The sequence below is a fragment of the Cedecea sp. AS113 genome, assembly GCF_037152415.1.
GTDB lineage: Bacteria > Pseudomonadota > Gammaproteobacteria > Enterobacterales > Enterobacteriaceae > Cedecea.
Genome location: NZ_JBBCMI010000018.1, coordinates 61218 through 79205, shown reverse-complemented (window position 1 = coordinate 79205; position 17988 = coordinate 61218). Strand labels below are relative to the sequence as shown.

Genomic DNA, 17988 nt, shown 5'->3' with positions numbered 1-17988 from the left:
GGGTTGCCTAAGCAAAGATCCGGGAAGTATACGACACCTCCCCGGCCAAATGAATTCCGTCGACTAAATTATTCCCGTTACATCTCAAGTGCCTGCACCTTTTCCTAAATTTACCAAATCAGCGCCAAAAACAGACAATTGAGGTCGAGATCGCATCGGTTTGACACCAGGATAGCAGGCCCATGACAACTGGAGCCCGTCACGACGCGGATATCGCATGAAGAAAAAGCAACTCTGGATCAACCAAATCAAAGGATTATGCATTTGTCTGGTGGTTATCTACCATTCGGTGATTACCTTCTACCCTCACCTCACATCTCTCGGGCCCGGCCTGAATCTGTATGTCGCCAAACTCTGGGTTTACCTTAATCTCTACCTCGCGCCCTTCCGAATGCCGGTATTCTTCTTCATTTCCGGTTACCTGATCACCCGCTACATCCATGAAGTGAAATGGCGCGACAGCGTGGACAAGCGGCTGTGGAACATTTTTTACGTGTTACTGCTGTGGGGCTTGATCCAGTGGATCGCGCTGACGCACCTTAACCAATGGCTGGCACCCGACCTTGAGCGTAACCCGACGTCCAACGCCGCCTACGCCGACTCGCTGGGGCAGTTTGCTCTTAGCATGGCAAAGGCCAGCACCAGCCTGTGGTATCTCTACGCCCTGCTGGTTTACTTCGTGATGTTTAAAGCCCTGCGCCGCTACCGCATCCCGGTGCTGGCTGTGCTGATGGGCATCAACGTTGTTATCGCCTTTGTGCCGCTGCCGTGGTGGGGGCTGAACAGCGTGGTGCGGAATATGGTGTATTACGGCCTCGGCGCCTGGTTTGGCCCTTTGCTGATGGCCTGGATGAAGGACTTCCGCTTTTCGCAACACCCGTTTGTCTGCGCAGGCATAGCCCTGGGATCGCTGGCGCTTTACTTTGTCAACGTGCCGCTGGTGATTTCTCTGGTGTCTATCGTAGCTATCCTGCGCGGGTTCTATTTGCTGAACGGCTGGCGCGAAGCACGTGAAGACAGCTTCCTGAACGTGGTGGGCTCGAATACGATTGCCATTTACACCACGCACCGCATTTTGATCGAGGCGATAAGCCTGGTGATGCTGGCTAAAATCAACAGCGGTACGCTTTCTGACACGCTGGTGCTGGCGACTCTGCTGGTCTACCCGTTTGTTAGCCTGGGCATTTGTACGCTGGTTGGTCTCGGTTTCCGCAAGCTTTCGGTCGCGCTGTTCGGCGATCTGTTTTTCTCTCCTCCCGCGCAAATCGCCGCCAGCCGGTAAGTGCTTCAGCAACCCGCCTGAGCGGGTTGCTTTTCCGTAGATTAAGCCCGTACATCACGAGTAACGGCTATCGGCATGGCCGCTGTTTCCTGTGGCACAGCCGGGGGCGACACTTTGCGATATTTATCCAGCAGGTGAATCTGGATTTTGCGAAGCCGATCGCCGTTCAGACGATAAAAGCGAAAATAGAGCACCAGAGTGATGGCAAAGAATAACGTCGGCAGCGCAATCATGATGAACTGCATCCCGAGTATTGTTTCAGCCGACTGGGCGACGTTCGGCACATAGCCAATGACGCCTAAAACGACCGCAATAAAGAAGGCTGAAAACGCCGAGCCGCCCTTCACCACCATCGTCTGCACCGCATAGGCAATACTTTCGCAGCGAACGTTAAACTTGTATTCACCGTAATCAACGGTATCCGCCACCATAATCACCTGCAGCACCCAGAACAGCGCGGTACCGACGTTGAGGAATACGCCCGCAAGGCAGATGACCAGCACATTAGCCGAGCCCGTCAGCGCCATCACCAGCAGCACGCCCCCGCTGACCATCGGCAGAATCGAAGCCCCCGCCCACAGGATACGGCGGGACAGCGCTTTCGCCAGACGCGGGAACAGCACCAGGGTGAGCAGGTTTGCCGCCCCGGCATAGGAAAGATAGTACGGGAACAAATCTGCATTGCCGACGACATAGGTGAAATAGTAAATGGCAAAGCCGGTAATGATATTGGAGGCGACGTTATAGGCCAGCGCCATCCCCAGCAGACAAGAAAGCTGATCATTTTTATAGATAAGGGCGAGTATGGATTTCAGCGACAGCCGGGTGCTGTCCGCCGTGGCCTCGTTGTCTGACGAGAAAACCTCATGAACGTTACGCAGCGTGACAATTGTGGAAACGATAAAGAACGCGATCAGCACCAGCGTGAACATCTGAAAACCAAACCCGCGGTCAGCCCCACCCACATAGTTCACAAACGGCAGCGTTACCCCGGCAGTCACGAATCCAGCCAGGCTCGCAAAAAAACGCGGGAACGGCACCAGCTGTTCGCGTTCACGCTTATCCAGCGTGATGGTTGGCACCAGTGACCAGAACGGAATATCCATCAGGGTATAGGTCGTCCCCCAGAGGATGTAGGTCACGCAGACAAACACCACCTGGGTCGTCCCTTCAAAAAGGTGGGCGCTGAACAGTAAAAACAGTACCAGCGAGTTCGTGAGCGTGCCGAGCAGGATCCACGGCTTAAATTTGCCCCATCGCGATCGCGTGGCGTTCACAATCCAGCCCATCACCGGGTCGTTAAACGCGTTCCAGATTTTTGCCACCAGGAACAGGGTTCCTACCACGCCCACCGATAAACCTACGACATCGGTGTAATAGTACATCAGGTACATGTAGACGATACCGATGGCGAAATCCTTACCAAATGCACCGAATCCGTAACTGAGTTTTGTTGTCAGAGAGATGCTCATAGGGTACCGGGTCACCGTTACCAGCGCCCGCCTTCTGTTATTAGAAAGGTCAACGCCGGGGCTTATACCCGGCGTCGTTTTTTATTAGCGATGCAGCCAGGCTGGCAGCCAGTCTCCGTGCGCGGCGATCAGGTCATCCACCAGCCTATAAATCTCTTCGATGCCCAGGACTGCCGCGGTGTGAGGATCCATCATCGCCGCATGGTAAACGCGGTCACGATTTTCAGTCAGAATGGCCTCGGTCAGCAGCGTCTGCACGTTGATGTTGGTTTGCATCATGGCGGCCAGATGCGATGGGATCCCGCCAACTTTGGTGGGCTGGATCCCGTTGGCATCCACCAGGCAGGCGACCTCAACGCAGCTCCCCTGCGGCAGGTTATCGATAAGCCCGTCGTTACGGACATTGCCGTAAATTACGCTAGGCTCACCGGTCCAGATGGCATTCATAATCGTGCTGGCATACTCGCGCGACGGCTTAATATCTATGCGTTCCGCCGTTTTGTACTCTCCCAGCTCTTTATGCCAGTTAGCCAGCTGTTCGACGCAGCGTTTCGGGTACTCATCCAGCGGCACTTTATAGCGCTCAATCAGATCTTCACGCCCAGGCTTGATAAACCACGGAGTATATTCCGCAAAATGCTCTGACGATTCGGTGACAAAATAGCCCAGCTTTTTAAACATCTCATAGCGCACAATATTCTGGCAGCGTTCATTGCCGTGAATATTCGGTTTCGGGGCCTGGCCCGCTTCATAAGCTGCGAGCAGTTCTGGATAGAGGTTGACGTAATGCCCTTCCGCAGTTATGCGTTCCAGCTCAAGGTAGAACGCCATATGGTTAATCCCGGCACTGCGGTAGCGCAGCGTGGCCGGGTCAATGTTCAGATCACGAGCCAGCTCTTCAGCCGTGCCCTGCACCGAATGGCAGAGGCCCACTTGCTTGATATGCGGGTAGCGGGCATACATTGCCCAGGTGTTCATCGCCATCGGGTTAACGTAGTTGAGCATCGTCGCATTCGGGCACACTTCGGTCATATCGTCGCAGATCCGCCACAGATGCGGGATGGTGCGCAGGGCGCGCATAATGCCGCCGGGGCCTAGCGTATCGGCAATAGTTTGCTCCAGCCCATGACGCTTACAAACCTCAAAATCGGTAACGGTACAAGGCTCGTAGCCGCCAATCTGGAACGCCACCACCACGAAATCCGCCCCTTGCAGCGCTGTTTTTTGATCGGTGTGACAGGTGATGTAGCCGGATGCACCGGCGGAATCCATCAGTTTGCGCACCACGATGTGTGACTCTTCCAGACGCGTCTCGTCAATATCCATCAGCGCAATGTGTGCCGACCTGAGCGCTTCGCGATGAAAAACATCGCCCAGAATATTTTTGACGAAGATGGTCGAACCCGCGCCGATAAAGGTAATTTTTGGGGCTGTCATTATCACTCTCCAGAACAGTAGGTAACGTCTTCATCGTGGCACGCGCCCCCGGCAAAAACCTCCATCTTCCCCATGGAGCATTCCCGGAAACTCAGATCTGATGTCGATCGCTACAAAATCTTAGTTTTTGGGAATAAATAGACGGAAAAGCAGAGTATCCGGCCTGTTAGCCAGGCTAATATCAATTGGAGAGGCGGAGGCTGAATCCGTACTGATGGCATGATTCTGATAATTCAGGAAATGGAGCGACAATGATCGATGAGCCAATTACCTTTCTGCCGCCTGACCCGCATATGTGCAACGGCGATGAGAAGCAGACTCGCAGTCCGCTGTCACTCTATTCTGAATATCAGCGTATGGATATTGAGCTCCGTCGACCGCATGCTATGGCCGCCAGCCACTGGCACGGCCAGGTGGAGGTTAACGTGCCGTTTGACGGCGACGTGGAATATCTGATTAACAACGAAGTGGTGCAGATCAAACAGGGCCATATCACGATGTTCTGGGCTTGTACGCCGCATCAGTTAACGCGCCCGGGCAACTGCCGGCAAATGGCGATTTTGAGCCTGCCGATGCACCTCTTTCTCTCCTGGCCACTGGATCGCGAACTCATTAACCACGTGACTCACGGCATGGTGGTTAAATCACTCGAGACTCAGCAGCTCAGCACCTTTGAAGTCCTGCGCTGGCAGCAGGAAGCCAACAGCCCGAACGAGCAGATCCGGCAGTTAGCGATCGATGAAATTGGTCTGATGCTTAAGCGCTTTAGCCTTTCGGGATGGCAGCCTATCCTGCTTAACAAAACCTCGCGCACCCACAAGAACAGCGTCTCCCGTCACGCGCAATTCTATGTCAGCCAGATGCTGGGCTTTATTGCCGATAATTACGATCAGGCGCTGACCATCAACGACGTCGCAGATCACGTAAAACTCAATGCCAACTATGCAATGGGTATTTTCCAGCGCGTCATGCAGCTCACGTTAAAACAGTACATTACGGTGATGCGCGTTAATCACGTACGCGCGCTGCTCAGCGACACCGACAAAACCATCCTCGATGTGGCGATGACCGCGGGGTTCCGATCCAGTAGCCGATTCTATAGCACCTTCAGCCGCTACGTCGGTATGTCACCCCAGCAATATCGCAAGCTCAGCCAGCAGAAACGACAAATGCTCTGAACCGCATCTATCGCTATTTTCAGCGGTTGCACTCGCGCCGCCATCACGGATAATAAGTAGAGAAAATTTATATTATTACCGTGAAAACACGGCTTTCTGGAGAACGCGCGCTGACTATGCCTGAACATGCCCGTTACGACCTACCGAGTAAACCCGCAGAACAACGCCTGCTGGGCGAGCTGACCGGTTCAGCCTGCGCGACCGAAGTCGCCGAAATCGTTGAACGCCATAGCGGCCCGGTGGTGCTGATTGCCCCGGATATGCAGAACGCGCTGCGCCTGCACGATGAAATCACCCAGTTCACCGACAACCTGGTGGTCAATCTCGCCGACTGGGAAACGCTGCCGTACGACAGCTTCTCGCCGCATCAGGAAATCATCTCCTCGCGCCTGTCCACGCTTTACCAGCTGCCGACCATGCAGCGCGGCGTGCTGATCATGCCGGTGAACACGCTGATGCAGCGCGTTTGCCCGCACAGCTACCTGCACGGCCACGCGCTGGTGATGAAAAAAGGCCAGCGCCTGTCGCGGGATAACCTGCGCGCGCAGCTGGAACAGGCCGGGTATCGCAGCGTCGATCAGGTAATGGAGCACGGCGAATTTGCCACCCGTGGCGCCCTGCTTGACCTCTACCCGATGGGCAGCGCCCAACCGTACCGCATTGACTTCTTTGACGATGAAATCGACAGCCTGCGCGTCTTCGACGTGGATTCTCAGCGCACGCTGGAAGAAGTGGACGCCATCAATCTGCTGCCGGCCCATGAATTCCCGACCGACAAAAACGCCATTGAGCTGTTCCGCAGCCATTGGCGCGACAAGTTCGACGTCAAGCGCGACGCCGAACATATCTACCAGCAGGTGAGCAAAGGCACGCTGCCTGCCGGGATCGAATACTGGCAGCCGCTGTTCTTCAGCGAACCGCTGCCGACGCTGTTTAGCTATTTCCCGGCCAACACGCTGCTGGTGAACACCGGCGATCTGGAAGCCAGCGCCGAGCGCTTCTGGCTGGACGCAAACGCCCGCTTTGAAAATCGCGGCGTGGATCCTATGCGCCCTCTTCTGCCGCCGGAGGATCTGTGGCTGAAAACCGACTCGCTGTTTAGCGAGCTGAAAGCTTGGCCGCGCGTGCAGCTCAAAACGGATTCGCTGGCGAAGAAAGCCGCCAACGTGAATCTGGGTTACAAGGCACTGCCGGATCTGGCCGTGCAGGCGCAGCAAAAAGCCCCGCTGGACAGCCTGCGGAAGTTCCTTGAGTCCTTCACCGGGCCGGTGATTTTCTCTGTCGAAAGCGAAGGCCGCCGTGAAGCGCTGGGCGAACTGCTGGGCCGCATCAAAATCGCACCAAAACGCATTTACCGCCTGGAAGAAGCCGAAAATAACGGCCGCTATCTGATGATCGGCGCCAGCGAGCACGGCTTTATTGATACCCTGCGCAACCGGGCGCTGATTTGCGAAAGCGACCTGCTGGGCGAGCGCGTCAGCCGCCGTCGCCAGGACAGCCGCCGCACCATTAACCCGGACACGCTGATCCGCAACCTGGCCGAGCTGCATGCGGGCCAGCCGGTGGTTCACCTGGAACACGGCGTGGGCCGTTACGCCGGGCTGACCACGCTGGAAGCCGGGGGCATTACCGCCGAATACCTGATGCTGACCTACGCGGGCGACGCCAAACTTTACGTCCCGGTTTCGTCCCTGCACCTGATCAGCCGCTACGCGGGCGGCGCCGACGAAAATGCGCCGCTGCACAAGCTGGGCAGCGATGCCTGGTCCCGCGCCCGCCAAAAAGCAGCGGAGAAAGTGCGCGATGTCGCCGCTGAACTGCTGGATATCTATGCGATGCGCGCCGCCAAAGAAGGCTTTGCCTTTAAGCACGATCGCGAGCAGTACCAGCTGTTCTGTGACAGCTTCCCGTTCGAAACAACCCCGGACCAGGCTCAGGCCATCAACGCCGTGCTGAGTGACATGTGTCGCCCGCTGGCGATGGACAGGCTGGTGTGTGGCGACGTGGGCTTCGGTAAAACCGAAGTTGCGATGCGTGCCGCATTCCTGGCAGTGGAGAACAACAAACAGGTGGCGGTGCTGGTGCCGACGACCCTGCTGGCTCAGCAGCACTACGACAACTTCCGCGACCGCTTCGCCAACTGGCCGGTGCGCATTGAAATGCTTTCCCGCTTCCGCAGCGCCAAAGAACAGACTCAAATTCTGGAACAGGCCAGCGAAGGGAAAATCGATATTCTGATCGGCACCCACAAGCTGCTGCAGGCCGACGTGAAATGGCGCGATCTTGGGCTGTTGATTGTCGATGAAGAGCACCGCTTTGGCGTGCGCCACAAAGAGCGCATCAAAGCGATGCGCGCCGACGTGGATATTCTGACGCTGACCGCAACGCCTATTCCGCGAACCCTGAATATGGCAATGAGCGGCATGCGCGACTTGTCGATTATCGCCACGCCTCCGGCACGCCGCCTGGCGGTGAAAACCTTCGTGCGCGAGTACGACAATCTGGTGGTGCGGGAAGCCATCCTGCGTGAAGTGCTGCGCGGTGGCCAGGTGTATTACCTTTTCAACGACGTCGAAAACATTCAGAAAGCCGCCGATAAGCTGGCTGAACTGGTGCCAGAAGCGCGGATTGCCATCGGCCACGGCCAGATGCGCGAGCGCGAGCTGGAGCGGGTGATGAACGACTTCCACCACCAGCGTTTTAACGTGCTGGTGTGCACCACGATCATCGAAACCGGGATCGATATTCCGACCGCCAATACCATCATCATCGAGCGGGCCGACCACTTTGGCCTGGCGCAGCTTCACCAGCTGCGTGGCCGCGTCGGGCGTTCTCACCACCAGGCCTATGCCTGGCTGCTGACGCCGCACCCGAAGGCAATGACCACGGACGCGCAAAAACGCCTGGAGGCCATTGCCTCGCTGGAAGATTTAGGTGCCGGGTTCGCGTTAGCCACCCACGACCTGGAAATTCGCGGCGCGGGCGAGCTGCTGGGGGAAGATCAGAGCGGGCAGATGGAAACTATCGGCTTCTCGCTGTACATGGAGCTGCTGGAAAACGCCGTCGATGCGCTGAAAGAGGGCCGCGAGCCCTCGCTGGAAGATCTCACCAACAGCCAGACAGAGGTCGAGCTGCGAATGCCCGCCCTGCTGCCGGATGATTTTATTCCCGACGTCAATACGCGCCTGTCGTTCTACAAACGCATCGCCAGCGCCAAAGGCGAGCACGAGCTGGACGAGCTGAAGGTTGAGCTTATCGACCGATTTGGCCTTCTGCCGGATGCGGCACGTAATCTGCTGGATATCGCCGCGCTGCGCCAGCAGGCACAGAGGCTGGGCGTGCGTAAGATTGAGGGCAATGAAAAAGGCGGCACCATCGAGTTCGCGGAGAAAAACCACGTTGACCCGGTATGGCTGATTGGCCTGCTGCAGAAGCAGCCGCAGCATTACCGCCTTGACGGCCCTACCCGACTGAAGTTCTTCCAGGAGCTTGAGGACAGGAAAACGCGCATGGAATGGGTGCGTAACTTTATGCGCAGCCTGGCGGAAAACGCCGCGGCCTGACGCCTCTGCGCCTTACCGCCCGGTAAGGCGCAATTTTCTGTGACATTTACACACTCTTTGCAATCCCCAGGACTTCCCGACACGCAGCTCAGCGATAATTGGCGTTTATCTGCCTCAAAAATTAACCATTAAAATCGCAGGGTTTAAGCTATGTTTGCTTCGCGTACTTTGTCTTTCCGCCGCTGGTTTACCGCCGCCGCCTTACTGGGTGCCGCGGCCATGGCGCTGCCCGCCAGCGCTAACGATTATCCGCTTCCCGCCGCTAACAGCCGCCTGATCGGCAAAAACCTGTTCCATCAGGTTGAAAACGACGGCGGTTCGCTGGAGGCCATTGCCAAAAAGTACAACGTCGGTTTCCTGGCGTTGCTGCAGGCCAACCCGGGCGTGGATCCTTATGTGCCCCGCGCCGGGAGCGTGCTGACCATCCCGCGCCAGATGCTGCTGCCGGACGTCCCACGCGAGGGCATCGTGATTAACCTCGCCGAACTGCGTCTGTACTATTTCCCGGCAGGGAAAAACAGCGTCACCGTTTACCCGATTGGCATTGGCCAGCTGGGCGGAGACACGCTGACCCCGACGATGGTGACCAAAATTTCCGACAAACGGGCCAACCCGACCTGGACACCAACGGCCAATATTCGGGCGCGTTACCTGGCGCAGGGCATTAAGCTCCCGGCCGTGGTTCCTGCGGGGCCGGATAACCCGATGGGGCACCACGCGATTCGCCTGGCAGCGTTCGGCGGCGTTTACCTGCTGCACGGCACCAACGCCGACTTCGGCATCGGTATGCGCGTCAGTTCCGGCTGTATCCGCCTGCGCGACGGCGATATCAAAGCGCTGTTCAACACGGTTCCGGTCGGCACTTCAGTGCGCATCATCAACACGCCAATCAAAGCGTCCGTTGAGCCGGATGGCTCCCGCCTGGTTGAAGTTCACCAGCCGCTGTCCAAAGCGATTGATGATGACCCGAAAGTTCTGCCGATTGTGCTAAACGAGCAGATGACGCAGTTCCGCAACGCACCTAAAACCGATACGCAGGTGATGGAACAGGCCATGGAGCACCGTTCCGGGATGCCGGTCAACGTCAATGCCCATGCTGCTGACCAGCCGAACAACGAAATCTGAGTTAAATCTTCAGGTGTAAAAAAAGGCCCTGTCTTACGACAGGGCCTTTTGCTTGCAGTGGCATATAACGAATAAGGTCAAACGTATTGAGGGTTAACGTCTGGCTTATTTATAGATGACGGCAGTACCGTGCAGGGTGTTCGGACCGTTAACGGAGGTAATACGGAACGATTTAGCGCCCATTGCATCGGCCTTCGCGGCCAACTGTTCTTCCAGGGAAGAGAGGTTGCTGCCCGCATTGGCGCTGATGGTGCCAACTTTTTGCTGACCAGCAGGGGTAGCAGAAACTTCAACCGCCGCAAAGCTTGCAAATGAGAGTGAGCTAATCACAGCGGCAGCGAACAGAGTAGTTAAGGTTTTCATGATTCAGGTCCTAAGCAGGTGAACGTTAGGTCGTTAAACTTAATTAGTTAACGATCGATAACTAAATCATAATCGTGATCCACATCACACGTCAACACATTTTAATAACGACCGTTAATTAATTAAAAAAAGCGCTATTTTTCATTGTGATAAGAAATAATTATTTTTCATAACGTGGCACTGGCTACCGCCGCCGATTATTTTTATAATAAGTGTTCACTAATTAGACAGAGGTTAAACGGCAGGTATGGCAACCGAGACTTTAAGTTGCAGCAAAAAAAGCCGTGGCCGTCCAAAAGTGTTTGACAGGGAAGCAGCACTCGACAAGGCCATGACACTCTTCTGGCAGCATGGCTATGAAGCAACATCCATGGCGCATCTGGTAGAAGCCACCGGGGCAAAGGCCCCAACGCTCTACGCGGAGTTCATCAACAAAGAAGGTCTGTTCCGCGCGGTGCTGGATCGCTATATCGCGCGCTTTGCGGCGAAGCACGAGGCCTGCCTATTCTGTGAAGAGCAGACCATGGAAGCCGCGCTGGAGAACTATCTTTCCGCGGTCGCACAATGTTTTACCGACAAGAGCACGCCCGCTGGTTGCTTTATCATTTGCACCTCATCCGTGCTGGCCGCGTCGTCGGAAGACATCGCCGCAACGATAAAAGCCCGCCATGCCGTGCAGGAACAAACGCTGGTGCGTTTCCTTGAAATGCGCCAGCAAAAAGGCGAGATCCCGGCGGAACGTAACATTCGCTGCCTGGCAAAATACCTGTGCTGCATCATTCAGGGGATGTCGGTCAGCGCCCGCGAGAACGCCAGCTATGAAGAGTTAATGCAGATTGTGAAAACCACGGTGATGTTGATGCCGCAGTTGAAGAAGATCTGATCCAGGGCGGCCAATGGCCGCCCTTTTCACTAGCGAACTCGCCCTTTCGCCCAGTAGGCCATAAAGTTAATGGCTTCGTGCTCAACGCCACGTTCGCCAATCAAATGGCGGCGCAGCAGCTTAACCACCGTCGACTCCGCCGCTACCCAGCCGTAAAACTCGTTGCTACCGGTGGTGGCTTTATCCCACAGCAGTTCGCCTTCGGCCTCTTCCTGGACGGCTTCGTGATGGCCGCTATCCGGCACCCTCGCCTGCATTTTTACCGCCTGAATCAGGCATTCGCCGTGGGTGGCAGAGACGGTTTTGCGCGGCAGCCAGTTGATCTCGGCGAAGCCATAGGCGCTTAAGTCCACGCAGTCCCCTTCGTCCGGCACCTCAAAAAAGGCCTGTATTTTTGGCGGCTGAGCCTGGCGAGCCAGCATTTCCAGAATGCCTCGTGCGGCGGGTAAAGCCGTCTCATCAGCGATAATCAGCGCGTTTCGCAGCCCGGCAGGCGGCGTCCATTCATAGCCGCCGCTGTCTTCCGGGTGGGCGGCGTTCGGGGCCACAATCTGGATAGCATCGCCGGGAACAGAATTAATCGCCCATGCGGAGGCCGGGCCTTCAGTGCCGTGGCTGACAAACTCCACCGTCACTTCCTGACGGGCAGGATCGACATGGCGCAGCGTATAGGTGCGGATCACCGGGCGCTTCTCTTTTGGCATCCCCTGGGCAATCTGATACCACTGCCCTTCGGCAGGCAGCGACGGCAGCGTTCCGTCTTCGGACGGAAACAGCATTTTAATACGTTGATCAGGCGAGTCACATTTCATCTGCGCCACATCAGGCCCGCTAAATACCAGGCTCAGCAGCGAAGGCGACACGGCCGTTTTCCGCGCCAGTTGAACGTTAAACAGACGATAGCCCTGAACTCCAGCCATAACTTTTCCTTACGCTTAAATTACAGAATGACGTGAACGGTGGCGGCTGCGCCAGATAACGCCGGACACCACGGTAAATAACACGGCGGCTAAAAAGGCCACCATAATCAACGCTGCCTCAGCGCCCGTTTTTGATACCAGCGGCACCAGCATGGCACAAAGCCCGTAGCCCAGAGTGTGGCTGGTCGCGACCCAGCCGGCCCCTGCCCCATCGGCAAGCTTGTCGTTCAGCAACAGTTGATAGGCCGGGGTCGCCAGCGCGGCCCCAAACGACAGTACCGCGCAGCCGACGTAAAACAGCCACAGCTGAACGGAAATCATCATCGCCAGGCCAACGATCATCAGCAGCCCGGCGCTCAACAGGAGCCCCATTGGCTTCAGGCGCTGTGGCCGGAGAATGCCAAACTGTGCGGAGAGCGAAGCCACCGCGGCCAGGCTCAGCAGCCAGGCAACCTGATGGCTAATTGCGGCGGTATCCGTGGCAAACTGGCGGCCAAGCGCCGGAGAGAGCCCCAGCTGCATCAGGCTGACCGAGGCCGAAAGCAGCAAGGCACACAGCAGATAAGGCAGGCAATCGGGCCGAAGACGAGCGCTTTTACGCTCGGCTGCGGGCTGCGGCGGCGTGCCCGGCAGACGCAACAGCATCACAAGCGCCAGCAGCGGGGCAACCATCAGAAGTCCCAACGGGGCGAGCGGATGAATCGCTAACATGCCGGCGGCGCAAAGCGGGCCAAACAAGCGCCCGCTGCTCAGCCCGGAGCTGATCGTGGCCAGCGCCGCCATGCGCTTTCCTTCCCCGGCACGCTGCAGCGCCCAGACCTGGCAGGCCGGAACCATCGCCGACACGGTCAAGCCGTAGATAATCCTCGCCACAATCAATATGCCCAGCCCGAGATAACCCGCGACCGCATCCGTGGCCAGCAGCAGGCAGCCAAGTCCGAGCAGCATAAAGCTTGCGCCATAGCCTCCCAGCGCCCAAAGCACCACGGGCTTACTGCCGAGGCGCGCAATCTGTTTCCCCCACCACGGCGAGGACGGTAAAAACAGCATCGACCCAAGCGTTAGCAATGCCGCCCAGACGGACAGGCTCAGATGTGTCTGCATCACCAGCACCGGAATCGCGACCAGCAGGCCGTTTTGCCCGACGCCAAGTAGCCCGGCGCTCAGCGCAAGTGGCCAACAGGAAAGGGATTTTTGCGGCGAATCCGCCAGTTCTAGCGATGTCAAAATGTTACTAACCCGTGTGGTTATTGTGCGTATTTGTAAAATTAATTTTATCTATTCTAACAATTGTTATTGATAATGAGAAACGTTATCGGCAGAATTCGCATTATCATAACGCGTGGAAACTGTTTGATGATGACTTTGCCAAATAAAACTCTGGCCTGGGATGTGGCCGCACAGTGCTTTCTTAATTCCCTTGTCCGTGAAACCAGCGACTGGCGACTAACCGACAGCCACCCAGCCGAACTCATTATCCCCCTGGGGGAACAGCAGGCGCTCTACTTCAAAGTGGCCTATTTCTCCCCCACCCAGCATCACCGCTTCGAATTCCCGGCTCGTCTGGTCACTGCCAGCGGCAGTCAGCCGATAGACTTTGCCACCCTTTCCCAGCTGATTGTCGATAAACTCCAGCACCAGCAGATGCTGCCAGCCACCGGCTGCGAAGCGTTTTATCAGCGCGTAATGGAAAGCCATGCCCACACGCAGCAGGCGATTGAAGCCCGTCATGACTGGAATGGGCTGCGCGAAAAAGCGCTGAATTTTGGCGAAGCCGAGCAGGCATTGCTGGTGGGACACGCCTTTCACCCGGCGCCAAAATCCCACGAACCGTTTAACCAGCAGGAAGCCGAGCGCTATCTGCCTGACTTCGCCCCGCATTTCCCGCTGCGCTGGTTCGCCGTAGATAAAAGCTACCTGGCGGGCGAAAGTCTGCACCTCAATCTGCAGCAGCGCCTGACGCGCTTTGCGGCTGAAAATGCGCCGCAGCTGCTGAGCGAGCTCAGCGACAATCAATGGCTGTTCCCGCTGCATCCGTGGCAGGCCGGCTATCTGCTGGAGCAGGACTGGTGCCAGCAGCTGGTCGCCAAAGGTTTGGTGAAAGATTTAGGCGAAGCCGGTGCACCATGGCTGCCGACCACGTCATCACGCTCGCTTTACTGCGCCACCAGCCGCGACATGATCAAGTTTTCTCTGAGCGTGCGCCTGACCAACTCCGTGCGTACGCTGTCGGTAAAAGAAGTTAAACGCGGCATGCGCCTGGCGCGCCTGGCGCAAACTGACCGCTGGCAAACGCTGCAGGCCCGCTTCCCGACCTTCCGCGTGATGCAGGAAGACGGCTGGGCCGGACTGCGCGATCTCCACGGCAACATCATGGAAGAAAGCCTGTTTGCCCTGCGCGAAAACCTGTTGGTTGAGCAGCCGCAGAGCCAGACTAACGTCCTGGTTTCCCTGACCCAGTCAGCCCCGGACGGCGGAGATTCCCTGCTGGTTGCCGCCGTGAACCGCCTGAGCTCTCGCCTTAGGATCACGCCGAAACAGGCTGCACACGCCTGGGTCGACGCCTATTGCCAGCAGGTGCTGAAGCCGCTGTTTACCGCCGAAGCGGATTACGGCCTGGTTCTCCTCGCTCACCAGCAAAATATTCTGGTGGAGATGCAGCAGGATCTGCCGGTCGGGCTTATCTACCGCGACTGCCAGGGCAGCGCTTTTATGCCGCATGCCGCAGGCTGGCTCGACATGATTGGCGAAGCACAGGCGGAAAACGTCTTCACTCGCGAACAGCTGCTGCGCTACTTCCCTTACTACCTGCTGGTCAATTCGACCTTCGCCGTGACCGCCGCGCTGGGTGCTGCGGGGCTGGATAGCGAAGTGAACCTGATGAGCCGTGTACGCAGCGCGCTTAGCGCCGTGCGTGACGAGGTGACGCATAAAACCTGCCTCGACTACGTGCTGGAAAGCCCGCACTGGAACGTGAAGGGGAACTTCTTCTGCTACCTGCACGACCATAACGAAAACACCATCATCGATCCTTCGGTGATTTACTTCGACTTTGTAAACCCGCTGCTGGCTCAGGAGGGCTGAATGTTTCAGGCATCTATTGTTCACGGCGGCCACGGGCTGCACTGTGAAAAACTCAATAAGCCTCTGAATCTGAGCTGGGGCCAGGACGGCGGCGCAGTCCTGCACTGGCCGGGCGAACTGCCTGCAGGCTGGCTGCGCGATGCGCTGGATCAGATGTTCGTCGCGGCGCCGCAGCTTACTTCCATCGTGCTGCCTTACGCCGAATGGCGGGAAGAACCGCAGGCGCTGGTGCTGTTCGATCTGCTGAAAAGCGACATCGTTCACCGCGCAACCTTCTGGCAGCAACCGCTGTGGCTCAGCGCTCCGGCGAAGCACGCTTCCGGCGAAATGGTATTTGACGCTGAGCGCGAGATCTATTACCCGCTGCGCCCTGCCCGCCCGTCCGGCGAAGTTTACCGCCGCTACGATCCGCGCGTTCGCAAAACGCTGAGCTTCCGCGTGGCCGATCCGGCGTTGGACGCAGAACGTTTTACCCGCTGGATGAACGATCCGCGCGTGGACTATTTCTGGGAGCAAAGCGGCTCGCGGGAGGTACAAACCGCGTATCTGGAACGCCAGCTCACCGGAAAACATGCGTTTCCGCTGATCGGCTGCTTTGACGACCAGCCGTTCAGCTACTTCGAAATTTACTGGGCAGCGGAAGATCGCATCGGCCGCCATTACCCGTGGCAGCCGTTTGATCGCGGCCTGCATCTGCTGGTGGGCGAGCAGCAGTGGCGCGGCGCGCACTATGTACAAAGCTGGCTGCGTGGCTTAACCCACTACCTTCTGCTGGACGAGCCGCGCACGCAGCGTACCGTGCTGGAGCCGCGCGCCGACAACCAGCGCCTGTTCAAGCATCTGGAGCCTGCGGGCTATGTGACGCGCAAGGAATTTGACTTCCCGCACAAGCGTTCACGCCTGGTCATGGCTAACCGCCACAACTTCTTTAGCGAGGTAGGCCTGTAATGAATCGCAAGGATTGGGATTTCGTTAACCGCCAGCTGGTAGCCAAAATGCTGGCTGAGCTGGAGTACGAGCAGGTTTTTCAGGCCGAATCGCTGGGCGAAAATCGCTACTGCATCAGCTTAGCCGGGGCCGAGTGGCATTTTAACGCCGAGCGCGGCATCTGGGGCTGGCTGTGGGTAGACGCGCAAACGCTGCGCTGTGCGGACGAGCCTGTGCTAGCGCAGACGCTGCTCATGCAGCTCAAGCCGGTGTTGTCGATGAGCGACGCCACCGTGGCCGAGCATATGCAGGATCTGTACGCCACGCTGCTGGGCGACCTGCAGCTGCTGAAAGCGCGCCGCGGCATGAGAGCTGATAACCTGATCGATCTCGACGCTGACCGCCTGCAGTGCCTGCTGAGCGGCCACCCGAAATTCGCCTTTAACAAAGGGCGTCGCGGCTGGGGCAAAGAGGCGCTGGAGCGCTATGCGCCGGAGTATGCCAATACCTTCCAGCTGCACTGGCTGGCGGTTAAACGCGAACATATGGTCTGGCGCTGCGATAGCGAACTGGATATTCAGCAGCTTATCGCCGCCGCGATGGACGAGCAGGAGCTGGCCCGCTTTACGCAGGCGTGGCAGAACAATGGCCTGGATGATAACTGGCTGCCGCTGCCGGTGCATCCGTGGCAGTGGCAGCAGAAAATTGCTCTGGATTTCGTGGCCGATCTCGCCGAAGGCAAGATGGTGTCTCTGGGCGAATTTGGCGATCAGTGGCTGGCCCAGCAGTCGCTGCGCACCCTGACCAACGCCAGCCGCCAGGGCGGGTTAGACATCAAGCTGCCGCTGACGATTTACAACACCTCCTGCTACCGCGGTATTCCGGGCAAGTACATTGCCGCCGGGCCGCTGGCTTCCCGCTGGCTGCAGAACGTCTTTGCTACCGACAGCACGCTGGTGAAAACCGGGGCGGTGATCCTCGGCGAACCGGCTGCCGGCTATGTTTCTCATGAGGGCTACGCCGCGCTGGCTCAGGCGCCCTATCGCTACCAGGAGATGCTGGGCGTTATCTGGCGCGAGAACCCGACCCGCTGGCTGAAGCCTGACGAGACGCCGATTCTGATGGCGACCCTGATGGAGTGCGACGAAAACAATCAGCCGCTGATTGGGGCCTATATTGCCCGCTCCGGCATGGATGCAGAAGCCTGGCTGACGCAGATGTTCCGCGTGGTGGTGGTGCCGCTGTATCACCTGCTCTGCCGCTATGGCGTGGCGCTGATCGCCCATGGACAAAATATTACGCTCGCCATGAAAGACGGCGTGCCGCAGCGCGTGCTGCTGAAAGATTTTCAGGGCGATATGCGTCTGGTGAAGGATGAGTTCCCGGAGATGGACTCCCTGCCTCAGGAAGTGCGGGATGTGACCGCCCGCCTGAGCGCCGACTATTTAATTCATGATTTGCAGACCGGCCATTTTGTGACGGTGCTGCGTTTTGTTTCGCCGCTCATGGCCCGCCTTGGCGTGCCGGAGAGACGCTTTTATCAGCTGCTGGCCGCAGTGTTGAGTGATTACATGCAGGAACACCCGCAAATGTCGGCGCGTTTTGCGCTTTTCTCACTCTTTAAGCCACAAATCATCCGCGTTGTGCTGAACCCGGTAAAACTGACCTGGCCTGACCAGGACGGCGGCAGCCGCATGCTGCCGAATTACCTCGAGGATCTGCAAAACCCGCTGTGGCTGGTAACCAGGGATTGA

General features: G+C 57.5%; 13 protein-coding genes. 8 read left to right on the top strand and 5 right to left on the bottom strand.

What is annotated here, in order from left to right:
- Positions 1–217: 217 nt before the first annotated feature.
- Positions 218–1282, top strand: coding sequence for an acyltransferase family protein (locus WFN87_RS18865; RefSeq protein ID WP_336983529.1), 1065 nt, complete (start codon positions 218–220; stop codon positions 1280–1282).
- A 41-nt stretch (positions 1283–1323) separates the two neighbouring features.
- On the opposite strand, the gene melB is transcribed toward WFN87_RS18865, so the two are convergent.
- Together melB and melA are read right to left on the bottom strand one after the other, a co-directional pair.
- Positions 1324–2754, bottom strand: coding sequence for a melibiose:sodium transporter MelB (gene melB, locus WFN87_RS18860; RefSeq protein WP_336983530.1), 1431 nt, complete (start codon positions 2752–2754; stop codon positions 1324–1326).
- Positions 2755–2838: 84 nt separating this feature from the next.
- Positions 2839–4194: an alpha-galactosidase gene (gene melA / locus WFN87_RS18855; RefSeq protein ID WP_336983567.1), complete on the bottom strand. Its 1356-nt coding sequence runs from the start codon at positions 4192–4194 to the stop codon at positions 2839–2841.
- 248 nt (positions 4195–4442) lie between these two features.
- On the opposite strand from melA, the gene melR reads away from it, so the two are divergent.
- From melR to ldtC, 3 genes are all read left to right on the top strand, one after another.
- Positions 4443–5369 carry a transcriptional regulator MelR gene (melR, locus tag WFN87_RS18850; RefSeq protein WP_166876527.1) on the top strand — a complete coding sequence of 309 codons (927 nt, stop codon included), beginning with the start codon at positions 4443–4445 and terminating at the stop codon, positions 5367–5369.
- Between the two features lie 116 nt (positions 5370–5485).
- Positions 5486–8932, top strand: coding sequence for a transcription-repair coupling factor (mfd, locus tag WFN87_RS18845; protein ID WP_336983531.1), 3447 nt, complete (start codon positions 5486–5488; stop codon positions 8930–8932).
- A gap of 150 nt (positions 8933–9082) precedes the next feature.
- The gene (gene ldtC, locus WFN87_RS18840; protein WP_336983532.1) at positions 9083–10057 is read left to right on the top strand and encodes a L,D-transpeptidase LdtC; all 975 of its coding nucleotides are present in this window, start codon (positions 9083–9085) and stop codon (positions 10055–10057) included.
- Positions 10058–10162: 105 nt separating this feature from the next.
- On the opposite strand, the gene bhsA is transcribed toward ldtC, so the two are convergent.
- On the bottom strand, positions 10163–10420 hold the full coding sequence (bhsA, locus tag WFN87_RS18835; RefSeq protein WP_008453418.1) for a multiple stress resistance protein BhsA: 258 nt from the start codon (positions 10418–10420) through the stop codon (positions 10163–10165).
- Positions 10421–10667: 247 nt separating this feature from the next.
- On the opposite strand from bhsA, the gene WFN87_RS18830 reads away from it, so the two are divergent.
- Positions 10668–11303 carry a TetR/AcrR family transcriptional regulator gene (locus tag WFN87_RS18830; RefSeq protein ID WP_008453420.1) on the top strand — a complete coding sequence of 212 codons (636 nt, stop codon included), beginning with the start codon at positions 10668–10670 and terminating at the stop codon, positions 11301–11303.
- A gap of 29 nt (positions 11304–11332) precedes the next feature.
- Here WFN87_RS18830 and WFN87_RS18825 read toward each other — a convergent pair whose 3' ends face one another.
- Both WFN87_RS18825 and WFN87_RS18820 read right to left on the bottom strand, forming a co-directional pair.
- On the bottom strand, positions 11333–12223 hold the full coding sequence (locus WFN87_RS18825; protein ID WP_336983533.1) for a siderophore-interacting protein: 891 nt from the start codon (positions 12221–12223) through the stop codon (positions 11333–11335).
- 15 nt (positions 12224–12238) lie between these two features.
- Positions 12239–13450: an MFS transporter gene (locus WFN87_RS18820; RefSeq protein WP_166875117.1), complete on the bottom strand. Its 1212-nt coding sequence runs from the start codon at positions 13448–13450 to the stop codon at positions 12239–12241.
- 132 nt (positions 13451–13582) lie between these two features.
- On the opposite strand from WFN87_RS18820, the gene iucA reads away from it, so the two are divergent.
- Genes iucA through iucC form a run of 3 tightly spaced genes read left to right on the top strand, consistent with a single transcriptional unit; the run spans position 13583 to position 17988 of the window.
- On the top strand, positions 13583–15307 hold the full coding sequence (iucA, locus tag WFN87_RS18815) for an aerobactin synthase IucA (RefSeq protein WP_336983568.1): 1725 nt from the start codon (positions 13583–13585) through the stop codon (positions 15305–15307).
- Positions 15308–16255: a N(6)-hydroxylysine O-acetyltransferase gene (gene iucB, locus WFN87_RS18810; RefSeq protein WP_336983534.1), complete on the top strand. Its 948-nt coding sequence runs from the start codon at positions 15308–15310 to the stop codon at positions 16253–16255.
- Positions 16255–17988, top strand: coding sequence for an aerobactin synthase IucC (gene iucC / locus WFN87_RS18805; RefSeq protein WP_336983535.1), 1734 nt, complete (start codon positions 16255–16257; stop codon positions 17986–17988). The genes iucB and iucC overlap by 1 nt, the downstream gene beginning before the upstream one ends.